Origin of the sequence: Shewanella violacea DSS12 (genome assembly GCF_000091325.1) — a bacterium.
GTDB classification, from domain to species: domain Bacteria; phylum Pseudomonadota; class Gammaproteobacteria; order Enterobacterales; family Shewanellaceae; genus Shewanella; species Shewanella violacea.
In genome coordinates this window covers 2,810,490-2,823,710 of record NC_014012.1, presented here as the reverse complement: position 1 = coordinate 2,823,710, position 13,221 = coordinate 2,810,490, and the positions used below count along the sequence as shown (strand labels likewise).

Here is a 13,221-nt window from a genome sequence, read left to right as displayed (position 1 = left end):
TCATGGCCATACTTCACCATGAGGTCTCTTATACCGATTGGTATAGCTAATCAATATCGAAGTTATAATAGATATCCAGTGTTTGTTCCAATGTGCCTGAAACGGATTCTAAATAGAGCTGGGACAGTAGGTAATACCTGACTGTCATCTCAAACCTGGATTAAAGACACCATGGCCATATTTCACCATGAGGTCTCTTATACCGATTGGTATAGCTAATCAATATCGAAGTTATAATAGATATCCAGTGTTTGTTCCAATGTGCCTGAAACGGATTCTAAATAGAGCTGGGACAGTAGGTAATACGATGACAGTCATCTCATAACCTGGATTAAAGACACCATGGCCATATTTCACCATGAGGTCTCTTATACCGATTGGTATAGCTAATCAATATCGAAGTTATAATAGATATCCAGTGTTTGTTCCAATGTGCCTGAAACGGATTCTAAATAGAGCTGGGACAGTAGGTAATACCTGACTGTCATCTCATAACCTGGATTAAAGACACCATGGCCATACTTCACCATGAGATCTTCGCCGATGAAGCCGCTGATCGCTACTCGACCGTCGTCATTGGCATCGAGCTGAACATTTGAAAACCCAAGTTTTTCGATCAAACTCGTTGCCGAGTCGCCGATATTGTTAACTGCTCCTCCCCCGATCTGATTACTCAAACTTAATGCCGCTCCTAGCATCAAGCCTGTGCTCTGTTGATTATCATTGCTATGAAATCCAGTGCCCATGATGATGTATGACAGAATTTCGGCTTGCTCCTTGCTTGGATTAGAGAACAAGGTGACTATGGGTTTGTGTGGTGTACCTGTGATCCTTACACCTGCCACCACATCTTCATCTTTAATCTCTCTCACTGCCTCGATATTAAGGTTAGGGACCTCCAATGGGCCAATAAACTGCACTTCACCTTTCTTAATATCTAAGGTTTGACCCATGAACTTATACATACCATCGATGACGCGTATATCGCCATAGAGCAAGGGGGGTTTAAAGGCCTCTTGTTTTAACTCTAAAACGCCTTGTAATTTTCCTCTCAGGCCCATGCCATCTATTATCAAATTATCTGCGAGTTTAATCTTGATATCAGAGGTTAGCGCCAATGGATGCTTATCGATTTTTCCTGTGGAGATGCTGTCGTTAAATATCACATCTTTGGATACCTCGACACCGCCTTCGGGCAGTTGCACTATATTGATATGGCCCGAGGGTATATCTATGTCACCCTTGATATGGAAACTGTTTTTATTGAAAATAAAATCAAGATTGGGAGAGACATTAATGATGGCAAGAGGAGGTTGAATGATCACTAAGTCTTTACCATCGACTTGGATATTGCCATTGAGCTCGCCTGTGCTCCAGTCTAGGTTGCCTTTGAGCTTAGCCTGACCCTCTCCCATTTTCCAGGTGCCATAGAGTCGGGCATCTTGACCCAATAGTGACACTGTAAACTTGATATCTTCAAATAAGGTAGGGTTAGCTGCTGCTAGGAGTTCACCATTTTCTAGCTGCATTTTACCGGAAACATCGGGTTCATCTAAGGTGCCCGCTATCCTCAATTCGCTGGATATTTTGCCCTCTATGGTTTCAAGCTGAGGTAAAAATCCTGCTAATGCCCTTAGGTTAACTTTATGTAATTTAGTATAACCAGATAGCGTTCGGTCCGGGGTTACCGCTATGTCGAGTTTTCCTTCCCAGCTGGCGATATCCTGTGAATCGAATCGCAATAGGGTCGATAATCTCTTCTCATCTAATGAAGCGTGCAGTGAGAGTGTCTTATAGCCGAGTTCAAGATTGCGTTTGTTATTCTTTAGGCTGACATGACCGGGGTCAAAATCGAGTTTCAAGGATCCTGTGGGTTTAGTATCTTTGGCCCATATTAGATGTGATGATAAAATTGCTGGTGCTTGCCATTTCATATTTTTGGGCAGTAAAGGTGCCAGAATGGCGCCTATATCTCCCTGAAACTTCACACTAGCATCACCATTAGCCCCCAGTTCGACTTGGTCATCCAGACAAAGTTTGCCATGGGTGTTGAGCCAGCAAAAGGTATTAACTAGGCCTGTCTGACTCAGGTTGTCCCAAGATACATTAAACGGCGCCTCTAAAGACCAATCTCCTAAGGCTGCACTCAGGTTTAATTTGTTGATCTTAGCGTCTATTGCTTCGGTGTCGATATTGAATTTTGAATATACTTGGCTATCGAGTATATAGTCCCCTAATGTGTGCAAGTCTAGCTGTTGTTCTTGCTCATTGCCCTTAATATTTAGCCTGATGGAGTCTAGCTTAATCGCGTCATGTTTGAACTCTCCGGTACGTACCATTAGAGAAAATTCATGATTATCCAGTGGCTGATAGATGGCTTTAATCAGGGCTTGTTCTAGATTTAAATGCCCAAATTGTAGATCCAGTGCATTGGCCGAGACTCTGACTTCTGGATGGTCACTATTACCCGATACATTAATTTTAGCCTTGATACTGCCTGATGCATCAGGGTGCCAGAGGCTTAGCTCAGGGACATCGAGTATGGCATTGACTGACCAGTTTTGATTTGCGGTGCCCGAAATGGTTAATACTGACTGTAAGGCACTCAACTTTAAGCTATCGGCACTGAGTTGAAGTTTATCATCGATACTGAGATCGCCGATGAGATGAAAAGGATATCCTTGAATTTCACCGCTTAAATCAGATTGAGCAATAGCGACTTGCCATTGTTTATTCTCAACCTTACCTCGGGTGTTAAATCTGCCGCTGATGAAGCTCTCAGGCAAGGGATTTTCAAGGGGTAATGTCAGCTGCTCCATATCAAAATCTATTATATTGATAGATGCATCCCAACTGATAGTCTCTCCGTAACTGGCATGGCCGGACACTTCTACCTCACCTAGCTTGCCCTTGGCTCTGAAATGTTCTACTTCGACCTCAGAGCCGCTATGAGTAAACTGGGTATCGATAGCTAAAATGGGGTGGAAAGGTGTAATAACTTGTCCTGAAAACGTCAGTTGTTGACGGTCGAGATCACCATCACTTTTCAGTTTTACAGACTGAGCTGAATAGGTATTGGTGTCTAAGGGCCAAGCAAGCTGTTTAGATGTGACAGCAAGGTGATAAGTCAGCTTAGGGTCAGCCAGTGCGATATCACCGGTGAGTGAATAGTCCATGTGACCATTACCACTGGATGTTATCTTGAGTTTATTAAAGCCTCCAGTGACTTCTAAACTGGCATGTTGGCGTTCTAATTCTGGTATTTCATCGACATGGGTGGCATTCATATCTGCCGTAAAATCCATAGGGTAATCATCGATGAGGGATATTTCACCTTCAAGTTCGACCTTACCATAGGTGTGCTCTAGCTGAAGATTCTCGATATGGACGAGAAAGCTGTGGTAACTGGCTTCAAAGTCTATCTGGGGGAAAAGATCGTCTCTGTGTCCGAGTCGCAGATGACTGTCAGTGAAGGACACTTGCTCGGCAAATACGGGAATAGGCATAAATACTTGGGGTAGCTTGGCCATTGCCCAATTCACGACCCCTTTGCTGTCTGGCTTATCAGCATCCGCGTAAACTTGGTCATCAGTGTTGACATGATCACTTGCCAGGGGAATATCGACGAATAGTCCAACCGTTTTTAAGCTGTTAACCCTAATCCCAGTTTCTTGCCATTGGGCCTGAGCTTGCAGTCGAGATGCATTGAAATGCATATCATCGACCCTGACTTTGATATTGGCTAAGTCTGCCTTGGTCAAGTCTATGCCGAAAGGCAGGGTGATCTCTTGGTTAGCGATTAGACTCGATTCTGCATCTGCCTCACTGTCATCTGGAGCGACTTCTTTATCTGTTCCTGTGATTAAATCGACTCGTTCAGCAATGTCTTCTCGCTGGTCTTCTTCAAAATTGTCGGTATCTATGTCGACACTGACTCTAGCGGCGACGAGTTCTTCTACACAAAGCTGTTTGCGCAGCAGGCACAAGGGGTGCCAGTCTAAGGTTAAATCATCCAGTTCTACGGCCACTCCTGGCATCTGCCAATGAACATCTGTGACCACTAAGCTGTCATTAATCGTACCAGCGACATAAGTTATCTGCAGGTCAGGGACTAAGGTCTCTGCCAGTAACACAGTTATCCGGCTACCTATATGGGTGCCGATTAATAGAGCCAAGGTAATAAGAAGTCCCAGTGGGATGTAGACTAAAGTACGTGAAACAAGCTTAAAGCTGCGCCAAAGTGTGTATAGAACGCCGGTGTTTTTCTCAGGTTTTCCTGAGCTTGGTTTATCAGGCTGACCAGTTTTATTTAGGTCAAGATTATTTGATTCTTGGCTCATAGCACGGCTCCCATGGTCAAATGAATTCGCCAGGGTCTGTCCATGGTATCTGTCTCAGTCCCTTTAACACCGAAGCCTAAATCGAGTTTTATCGGGCCTATGGGAGAGATCCAGTGGATGCCGCCACCAACAGAGACTATGGGCTCTATCTGGTTAACATCGAATGCATTACCCGCATCGATAAAAGTGCCAATACGCCAGGAGGGGGTCACGTAATATTGATACTCTAGACTGCCCACCATCAAATAGCGGCCACCGACAACTTCTCTACCTTTAGTGCCATCATCATTAATGTAATCGATATGAGGCCCAAGTTCCTGATAGCTATAAGCCCTGATACTCTGGTCTCCGCCAGCAAAAAAGCGTAATGAGGGCGGAATAAGGGCTAAGTCTGCTTCATCGGCCAAGTTGATGCCTAAATCTAGCCGAGAGACAATTCTGTGTTTTTCATAAAAAGTATTGATCCACTTGTACTTAGTTTGAATATGCGTCAAGCGAATACCAGAGCCCAAGGAGGGATCGGCATACTGGATACTGTAATACTGAAAAAAGCCTGATTTGGGGTCTAAGGTGTTATCACCTCGGCTCGTCTTAGATAGGTTAGTGCCTAAAAGAATGAACTCGGGTGAGTAATTTTCGCTGCCAAACTGTTTATAGGTTTCTTTCATGGCTTCAACAGAGTAACTGAGTATCCAGTTATGCTTGAGCCTCTGTTGACGTATGATGGCAAATAATTTTTTTGTCCCTTCGAGCTCTCCGGTGTTGACGTACTTATTTTTTTCTTCATCGAAGACCTGAGTCACACCGTATTGATCTTTGAGTATTCCGAAGCGAATTTTTAGTTGATCATCTAAAGGATGAGTCAGTGGGATAGTGTAAGTGGCTAGATATTTAGGACTGTTACGGGACCATTCCAAACTGGTTTCTAGTGAGTGGCCGTAGCTGTTGATCTGCGGCGTACGCCAGTTGATGCTTATCCTAGGTTCCAATTCGTTATCCGCAGATGCCGTTTTACCAAAATCGACACCTAAACCGAGTTCGATAGAGTGACTGGGCTTAGGGCTCAATTCGACCTTAATTGGCACAAAGAGTCCCTCAGCCTTATCCACCTGAGGCAGTATCTTGATGTTTGAAAAGTAGCCTGTGTCCATTAATTCACGGTTTAAATTGGCTAAACTGCCGGTGCTATAGGGGGAGTTTTTCTCGAATGGGACTAATTCGTTTAATAGACCTTGCTGCAGTGTGTGACCCTCAAAACGGACAGTCCCTATATGGTATCTAGGGCCTGAGTCATAATGTAGGGTGACTTTTGCACTGTTAAGGTCACGATTGATCTCAATGGACGACTCAATATATTTGCCATCGAAATAACCTCGGGCCAAGGTGTATGAGATCAGTTGTGATTTGACCCTTTCATACTTGCCGTGATCGAGAATGTCCCCAGGCTTGATGGATATCTTGTCGAGCCATTGCAAGATGAAATCATCGTCGAGGATTTCACCCTCGAAGTGTACGTCTACCCAAGCGATACGTGTGGGCTCTCCTGGGCTAATAGAGATAGCAAGAGTCCAGGGACCCTCATCAGGACTCGTAACATCTTGCTCCATCTGAACATGGTAATAACCTAAGGAGTGGAGTGCGGCTTTGATGTTATCTTCGGCATTGAAAATATAGGCCCTGCGTTGAACGTTTGATGTGGGCAGGTTCCCCAGATGGGCCTTAACATTACGGGTCAGCGCCGAATTAACGCCGCTAATATTTAAAGTCAGGAAGTCATTAGCCACTACGGAAAAACTGCTGAGCATGCTGCCCATAAAAATGAGGCTTAATGACCATAAGCGGAAAGAAGATAATTGCAAAAAATCGGGCTCTATTTAGTCAGTAAAAAAGGCTGAGTATATTGTCACTATATAATTGATTTCTAGCAAGCTTATGATTGTAATTAGCGTTAAAAATGGTTACAAATAGTGCAAATACAAAATAAAGGCCTTAGAAGTGAAAAATAAAAACAAAATACTCGCCATTTTACTGGCTATTTCAAGTGTCTCAAGTTCAATAACCTGGGCTGATGACAAGCCATTTGCTATCGCAATTCATGGTGGTGCTGGGACGATTAAGCCCAGCAACTTTACCCCTGAGAAAGAACAGGCTTACCGAGACAAGTTAAAGGAAGCCGTGGATGCTGGTTACCATGTTTTGGACAAGGGCGGCTCGAGTCTTGATGCCGTGACTAAGGCCATTAATGTGCTGGAGAACTCGCCATTTTTTAATGCGGGTAAGGGCGCTGTCTATACCCATAATGAACAACATGAGATGGATGCTTCCATCATGGATGGTAAAACCATGAATGCCGGCGCCGTCGCTGGGGTGCAACACATCAAAAACCCCATAGATTTAGCCCGTTTAGTCATGGATAAATCCGTTCACGTCATGCTCTATGGTGAAGGCGCCGAGGAGTTTGCCTTGACTCAAGGTGTGTCACTGGTTGCCAATGAAAGCTTCGACACTCAACATAGATATCTAGCACTACAGCGCGCTAAGGCTAAGATGGAGAAAGCCAAGCAGGAAAATAAAGATTATCTCGCCGCCCACAGTGAGCTAGATACCGAATATAAGGTGGGTACCGTAGGCGCTGTCGCTCTCGATAAGCTTGGTAATATCAGCGCCGGCACGTCGACGGGGGGCATGACCAATAAGCGTTATGGACGGATTGGTGATTCTCCAATCATAGGGGCGGGAACCTATGCTGAAAATGGTGTTTGCGCCGTATCGGCGACGGGCCACGGAGAATACTTCATTCGCTATCAAGTGGCTGGAGATATCTGCGCTAAGGTTAAATATCAGCATAAGTCGATTATTCAGGCGGCGGATGAGGTCATCAATCAAAGGCTGATTACCGCTGGTGGTACCGGGGGCGTTATCGCCATCGATCATCGCGGCAATATCGCTACGCCATTTAATACCGAAGGCATGTACCGAGCGACTCGTAAGAGTGGTGAAGAGGCTCAGGTAATGATCTGGCGCGATAAGTAACGGCTTACAGGTGTTATTTGCAAGCCTGTGACGCTTGGCAGTCCGGCCAATCGTCAGAATAGGCGTCAGTCATTCAGTCCTTGTAGCGATTAAGCTGCTATCAGGAATACACTGAGCCATATTCTTCTTTAGCCAGTGGATAAACCTAGACTCTAACGGGTCATCACTATTCACTTGCTGACTGAGCAAAATGTAACCTTGCCCTGATTGGCTAAAGCCGAAAGGGGCAATGAGCTTGCCCCTGATGATATCGTCGGCCACCATAGGATAAGACCCCATGGCAAGCCCAAGTCCATCGGTTGCGGCCTGGAGACAGAAGTAAAAGTGGGCGAAGCTTTGCTGAGCCAGAGGAGGAAGTTTGGCTAAAGAGTTCGCACCAGCCTGCCTGTTCCAGTCTGACCAGGCTTGAGGCCTGGTCTGGCTATGAAGCACTTTCATCTGACTCAACTCATCTTTTATCTTTTGCCAATACTCAGGTGAACATACAGGCCCCATCCATTCATGGACTAATTCAGTGATTTGGTTATCTTCTAATGACTCAAAATCATCACGTCTTATGGCCAAGGATATTCCATTTGTTCCAAGTCGTACGGGCCCTCCGGCGGTGGATAGCCTCACATCGGCATGGGGATTATCTTGGTAAAAGTTGGATAACCTTGGCATCAACCAGCGCATGGTCAATGTGGGTTCACAGGATATTTCAAGATAGGCATCTTGCATTTGGGATAACTTTTGGATACCTGCATTCAAGGCTAGAAAGGCTTGCTCGGTATAACTTTTTAGCAGCTCCCCCTCTCGGGTCAGGCGTACGTTTCGCCCCTGACGATAATATAAACTCTGCCCAAGGTAGGCTTCTAATATCTTTATCTGCTTACTCACAGCACCATGGGTAATACAGAGTTTCTCTGCGGCGTCACTATAGCTAAGTGATGATGCGGCTACATGAAAAATATGAAAAGCTTTTAGATGTCTCATATGTGACTTTTACTCACAGTTTATTTGATGTTTTTTCGATTATATAAGCTCCAGGCTCCCGCTACAATATGCGTCGAATCAGATTAAAGGAGTAAGTATGGAAATTATCAGTTTAGCCGTTATCGGTATACTCATCGTCATTAGTCCAGGGGCCGATTTTGTTTTGGTACTGAAGAACAGCGTCGCATCGGGCAGGGCGGCAGGGCTCTGGACTGCGTTGGGAATAAGCTTGGCCATAGGGGTTCATATAGCTTATACCTTGCTCGGTATTGGTTACCTAATCTCACACAATGAGTATTTGTTCAATATGGTTAAATACGCTGGGGCCCTCTATCTCATCTATATCGGGCTCAAGAGTATCCTGACTGCCAATGCCAGTCTGGATGACATCGAAAGTGATGAATTCCAGTTAAGGCCGATTCAATACCTGTCTCAAGGTTTCATGTGTAATGTATTAAATCCTAAGACCATGCTGTTCTTTGTCAGTCTGTTCAGTCAGCTTATCTCAGTGGAAAGCCATGATCACCGCTCGATTTTACTCTATGGCGTGTATCTCGCTGTGTTACATGGACTCTGGTTTGGCGCCGTGTCGGTAATATTCACTTCAAAGCTACTGCAACACAGAATGGCTAAAATAAAGAAACGTTTGAGCCAGGTGTGTGGGCTAGGGTTAATCGGCTTGGGATTAGTCTTAGGTGCTAAATCTCTGTAGTGACGGCTAGCTACTGCTTGATAGGCCTCATCGAACTGGCTATTGAAGATTTAGATTAGAGAAATCGATTATTTACGGTTTTGTTTTTCATCAAGTTAGGTATATTGGAGTCATAGGGTGCTCAATAAAAGCACGGTTTCCATGAAGGCGTACTTATTAAAAGTACTGCCGAATAAATAGGCTCCCAATAAAAGAATTAGGGCCATTAAACGACAGGGGAATAAATATGGATTCAATTAAAGTCAGTAAATATATGGACCGTCAACCTGTGCTATTAGCAGAGGATATGCCTCTTTCCAATGCCGTAGATGCCTTGCTGGAGAGGAAGAAGTTGGGGGCCCCAGTGGTCGATGATTTGGGACAACTGGTCGGTTTCCTGTCCCAGCAGGACTGTCTCTCAGTGATGCTCAAGAGCAGTTATCATTGTGATTTGGTGGCTAAGGTAAAAGATTGCATGCGCTCTGAGGTGTTGTCGGTAACGCCGGATACCAGTGTCTTGCAGCTCGCCGAACAGATGTTAGGCCCTAAGCCTAAGGTCTACCCAGTGGTTGATAATGGCAAGGTTATCGGCACCATCAACCGAACCAATGTGCTCAATGCGATTAATATCCATATGCAGCAGTGCTATCTGGCACCGGTATAGCTTTGATTAATAGATGTCATCAATGAATTGATCTTACTGAATTGGCCTTATTGACTTGAGCTTAATTAGACTTGATAAGTGAACAAAGGTTTTATTTGCCTAGCTTCGAATGAAGCTAGATTAAATTGTGCTTAGGTTCATTTGGTTTTGGTCGATACTCTGCGTCATTCCGGCAGATCTTATGAGCCGGAATCCAGTGATCTTTTATTATCATTATTGAATATGACAGGCACAAAAAAGGCCGCGTTAGCGACCTTCTTTTTTTAATATCAGCTTGCGTTATTAGCGCTTCATTAAAGAGCGATAACGTTGCTTGCTTGCAGACCTTTTGGGCCTTGCTCTACTTCGAAAGTCACTTTTTGACCTTCATCAAGAGTTTTGAAACCTTCTGATGCGATAGCACGAAAATGTACGAATACGTCAGCGCCACCATTATCTTGAGTAAGGAAACCGAATCCTTTATCTTCGTTAAACCATTTTACAGTACCAGTATTTGAATCAGACATGTGATGTCCCTTATTTATTTAATTTAAAAAAAGTTCAATATTAACAATGTGTTAATTTATTGAATTATATCATGTTACGCTAAAATAAAAGGGAAACGTCTAGCTACAAAACACGGTTTTAGTAGTGGATGTTTTACTTGTACTTGATGCTGCATTTAATAACTCTCTGAACAACTGAGCGATATAATAGCGATTGTTTGTTTTTTGTACAATGTTTTTTTTTGCTTATTTTAAATATCATTATTTAACAGTGATATACACATTTAAGTTTTAACCAGTATTGACCTTTGGTTACGATAAAGATTTTTCTCTGAGAGTGAAACCTTCCTGCTAACGGTCAAAAGTCTGTCCTGAATGTCAGTATGCTTTTGAAAGCAATGGTTAATATTGTATTGATGCTCACTGGAAGCTCAAATACAAGATGTCATGCTATATGCAGCGGGGCATTACTAATAACGGTGCCATCCATATTGTTTTGCTTCTTATGGGATAGTAGAGCATTGATAATTTCCAATAGGCTAAGTATGTTATTGGTTAACTATGGGGGGCTCAAATTTTCCTAAATTAATACTTACCAGAGCTGTCTGCCATTTGCTGAGTAAATCGCCCGCCAGCTTATGGTTAACTTATTAGAGGGGCGTTAGGTGGCAAGAGTCATGACTTCAGGCACTGAGGGTTACGAAAGGTTTATCCCTTTATTTATTGAAAGCAGCCAGGCTTTAGACTTCAATCTTGTGTGCAAAGACTTTGTGAGCTTTTTACCAGCAAAGAACTCAAGTATTCTTGATTTGGGATCTGGTGCTGGTCAAAATTCAGCTGCACTTGATAAGTTGGGATTCAATGTCACTGCGATTGAGCCAATGGCAGCATTTTTAAATGCGGCAATGAATGAATACAAAGGTACATCAATAGAATGGCTTCACGATAGCCTTCCTCATATTGCATGTTTAGATTCACATGACGAAACATTTGATTTTGTGCTAATTAATGCCGTATGGCACCACCTTTCTGAGACAGAACGAGATATAGCAGCGAGTAAAATATCTACTGTAATAAAAATGAATGGTAGGTGCGCCATATCTCTGAGGAATGGTCCTTCAGGTATGGGTACAAGAGTCTTTCAAATAGACAGTAAGAACACTATTAACCTATTTGAGTCTTATGGTTTTAAATGTATATTCAAGTTAAGTAATCAAGCTAGTGTTCTTCCCAATAAAGAAAATGTCAAATGGACACGTGTAGTTTTAGAAAAAGTCACCTGTTAAGAACATCAAATGGAAACTTTACCGTTAGCTATTTTTCGTTCTTCAAACATTTTAGATAACTATAATCTCCACTTATGTAAGCGTTATCGCGCTGAGTTACATCTGTGTAGAATTTCAAGGAAAGATGAATTGAAACAATCAATAGTGCATATTGCGTTAGTCGTTAATGACTATGATGAGGCAATTGATTTTTATGTCAATAAACTCAAGTTTGAGCTTGTTGAAGATACTTACCAATCTGAACAAGATAAACGTTGGGTTGTTGTTTCACCACCTGGGTCTAATGGTGTAACACTATTATTGGCTCGTGCATCTAAGCCCGAGCAAAGTGATTTTGTGGGAAATCAAGCAGGTGGTCGAGTATTCCTATTCTTAAATACAGATGACTTTTGGCGTGATTATAATCGTATGCTATCTGAAGGTATAAAATTTATTAGAGAACCCAAAGAGCAGGATTATGGCACTGTAGCAGTATTTGAAGATCTTTACGGAAACTTATGGGATTTACTTCAATTAAACCCAAATCACCCGATGGCATCAAGAGCGCTATAACAAGCAAATTAATCAGGACTAAAAACAGTTGGTTTTGCTCCTGCGTCGCTTATTTTAACCAACTATTTTTAGCCCGTTATTTGAGCGTCATGAGGATATTATGAAGTGTTTAATTCCAGCTTTAATGTTATTAACTACATCTGCCTTTGCTACAGGGGTGCCAGAGAGCTTTAAGGTTACGGCGGATAATGCATCTTCTCTTGGCTTTGAAATCGACGACTTAGGAATGGGAGAAAAACCGAATTACAAAATGGGAACCTTAAAGTTTCCAAATACTATTGATGGTTATGTAGCAGCTCGTATTCAAACTTATTTACGCGATTTTTCAGGTGTATACGTTACTACGACTTCTTCAGATGCTTTTATTTCGGATAAATCACCGCGAGTATTATTCAGCTATTCTGGTGATGTACAAGAATAAAGGGGTCAGAGCGAATTAGATATTTCAGGTAAATAAATTACCTCTGTCTTTAACTCGCAACTCGCAACTTTCTTTGCTCTACCTTTAGCTCGTAACTTATCACTTACCGCTTAAAACTGTCTCAGCTCTATCTTGAGCTCGCTACTCGTAACTTCTCAGCCCTTCACCATTGCATTCCAAAACAATAGGAAGCTGGCTTCTTGGTGTTGTGGGTCTTGCCATTTTTCGGGATTATCCAGGAAGAAGCGGGTGGCGGCTAAGAACTGGCCGTGGCTGTTATCTTGCATCAGGGTCAGGGGGTAATTTGCCAGCAAGCCTAGGGTCTGGCCTTTTTGCATCAGGGCTCCCATGAAGCCGAGTATCGAGTTCATGGCTTGCTCTCTGATTTTTGAGGCTATGGTAGGTGACATGGAGTACTGCTGGAAAAACTCCTGTTTCAGCGGGTTATCCATGGCCCATTGTATGGCGCTGGTCCAGAGGTGTTTAGCATCCTGTTTTAAATCACCACTGTCTTGTACCGATGCTAAAATCGCATCGGCAAACTCCTGTTTGATATTAAGAAATAGATGATTCATCAGCTCATCTTTGGAGGGGAAATGATGAAACAGGGTACCTGTGGCCACTCCAGCTTGCTTGGCTATGGATGCGGTTGAGGTGGCATAGAAACCTTGGCTGACAAACAGGGTCAGCGCGGTATCTAGTATGGCTTGCTTCTTATCTGATTTACTCATCAATCTCTACTTTATTGGCTTAGATTTTTCGCTTTAGCATGCA

Annotated in this window: 11 protein-coding genes; 6 read left to right on the top strand and 5 right to left on the bottom strand. The window is 43.2% G+C overall.

Going from position 1 to position 13,221, the window contains the following annotated elements:
* Positions 1-386: 386 nt before the first annotated feature.
* Both tamB and SVI_RS11685 read right to left on the bottom strand, forming a co-directional pair.
* Entirely contained in the window at positions 387-4,340 is a 3,954-nt protein-coding gene (tamB, locus tag SVI_RS11690; RefSeq protein WP_013051733.1) for an autotransporter assembly complex protein TamB, read from the bottom strand.
* Positions 4,337-6,199: an autotransporter assembly complex protein TamA gene (locus tag SVI_RS11685; RefSeq protein ID WP_013051732.1), complete on the bottom strand. Its 1,863-nt coding sequence runs from the start codon at positions 6,197-6,199 to the stop codon at positions 4,337-4,339. Before SVI_RS11685 ends, tamB begins: the two co-directional genes overlap by 4 nt.
* 136 nt (positions 6,200-6,335) lie before the next feature.
* Here SVI_RS11685 and SVI_RS11680 point away from each other — a divergent pair, with 136 nt between their 5' ends.
* A complete protein-coding gene (locus tag SVI_RS11680; protein WP_013051731.1) occupies positions 6,336-7,373 on the top strand; it encodes an isoaspartyl peptidase/L-asparaginase family protein in 1,038 nt (345 codons plus the stop codon).
* Between the two features lie 69 nt (positions 7,374-7,442).
* Here SVI_RS11680 and SVI_RS11675 read toward each other — a convergent pair whose 3' ends face one another.
* The gene (locus SVI_RS11675) at positions 7,443-8,348 is read right to left on the bottom strand and encodes a LysR substrate-binding domain-containing protein (RefSeq protein ID WP_013051730.1); all 906 of its coding nucleotides are present in this window, start codon (positions 8,346-8,348) and stop codon (positions 7,443-7,445) included.
* Between the two features lie 97 nt (positions 8,349-8,445).
* On the opposite strand from SVI_RS11675, the gene SVI_RS11670 reads away from it, so the two are divergent.
* Positions 8,446-9,060 (top strand): LysE family translocator, encoded by a 615-nt coding sequence (locus SVI_RS11670; protein WP_013051729.1) that lies wholly within the window; start codon positions 8,446-8,448, stop codon positions 9,058-9,060.
* Positions 9,061-9,286: 226 nt separating this feature from the next.
* Complete coding sequence (locus tag SVI_RS11665; RefSeq protein WP_013051728.1) at positions 9,287-9,703, top strand: CBS domain-containing protein; 417 nt, start codon at positions 9,287-9,289, stop codon at positions 9,701-9,703.
* Between the two features lie 293 nt (positions 9,704-9,996).
* Here the strand turns inward: SVI_RS11665 and cspE are convergent, their stop codons facing one another.
* A complete protein-coding gene (gene cspE, locus SVI_RS11660) occupies positions 9,997-10,209 on the bottom strand; it encodes a transcription antiterminator/RNA stability regulator CspE (RefSeq protein WP_013051727.1) in 213 nt (70 codons plus the stop codon).
* A 656-nt stretch (positions 10,210-10,865) separates the two neighbouring features.
* On the opposite strand from cspE, the gene SVI_RS11655 reads away from it, so the two are divergent.
* The 3 genes from SVI_RS11655 (at position 10,866) to SVI_RS11645 (ending at position 12,447) form a co-directional block, all read left to right on the top strand.
* Complete coding sequence (locus SVI_RS11655) at positions 10,866-11,474, top strand: class I SAM-dependent methyltransferase (protein WP_041419901.1); 609 nt, start codon at positions 10,866-10,868, stop codon at positions 11,472-11,474.
* A gap of 129 nt (positions 11,475-11,603) precedes the next feature.
* Entirely contained in the window at positions 11,604-12,026 is a 423-nt protein-coding gene (locus SVI_RS11650) for a VOC family protein (protein ID WP_013051725.1), read from the top strand.
* Positions 12,027-12,126: 100 nt separating this feature from the next.
* On the top strand, positions 12,127-12,447 hold the full coding sequence (locus SVI_RS11645) for a hypothetical protein (protein ID WP_013051724.1): 321 nt from the start codon (positions 12,127-12,129) through the stop codon (positions 12,445-12,447).
* A 155-nt stretch (positions 12,448-12,602) separates the two neighbouring features.
* Here the strand turns inward: SVI_RS11645 and SVI_RS11640 are convergent, their stop codons facing one another.
* Positions 12,603-13,178 (bottom strand): TetR/AcrR family transcriptional regulator, encoded by a 576-nt coding sequence (locus tag SVI_RS11640; protein WP_041419900.1) that lies wholly within the window; start codon positions 13,176-13,178, stop codon positions 12,603-12,605.
* Between the last annotated feature and the right edge of the window lie 43 nt (positions 13,179-13,221).